This is a genomic window from Aeromonas sp. QDB11, from assembly GCF_027705265.1.
Taxonomy (GTDB): domain Bacteria; phylum Pseudomonadota; class Gammaproteobacteria; order Enterobacterales; family Aeromonadaceae; genus Aeromonas; species Aeromonas allosaccharophila.
The window spans coordinates 1-644 of the sequence record NZ_JAPDBM010000230.1 but is presented as its reverse complement, the minus strand read 5'-3'; the positions used below and the strand labels follow the sequence as shown (position 1 = coordinate 644).

Annotated in this window: 1 protein-coding gene; it reads left to right on the top strand. The window is 52.8% G+C overall.

Annotated features, from left to right (window positions below; all coding sequences use genetic code 11):
- Positions 1-585: aminoglycoside adenylyltransferase family protein (locus OKC40_RS22810; protein ID WP_051124571.1), on the top strand; the 585-nt coding region annotated here is incomplete at its 5' end.
- Positions 586-644: the final 59 nt, after the last annotated feature.

Below are 644 nucleotides of genomic sequence, written 5' to 3'. Positions count from 1 at the left end.
CTTATGGAGGCTTCGGCTTTCCCTGGCGAGAGCGAGACGCTCCGCGCTATAGAAGTCACCCTTGTCGTGCATGACGACATCATCCCGTGGCGTTATCCGGCTAAGCGCGAGCTGCAATTTGGAGAATGGCAGCGCAATGACATTCTTGCGGGTATCTTCGAGCCAGCCATGATCGACATTGATCTAGCTATCCTGCTTACAAAAGCAAGAGAACATAGCGTTGCCTTGGTAGGTCCGGCAGCGGAGGAATTCTTTGACCCGGTTCCTGAACAGGATCTATTCGAGGCGCTGAGGGAAACCTTGAAGCTATGGAACTCGCAGCCCGACTGGGCCGGCGATGAGCGAAATGTAGTGCTTACGTTGTCCCGCATTTGGTACAGCGCAATAACCGGCAAAATCGCGCCGAAGGATGTCGCTGCCGACTGGGCAATAAAACGCCTACCTGCCCAGTATCAGCCCGTCTTACTTGAAGCTAAGCAAGCTTATCTGGGACAAAAAGAAGATCACTTGGCCTCACGCGCAGATCACTTGGAAGAATTTATTCGCTTTGTGAAAGGCGAGATCATCAAGTCAGTTGGTAAATGATGTCTAACAATTCGTTCAAGCCGACCGCGCTACGCGCGGCGGCTTAACTCCGGCGTTAG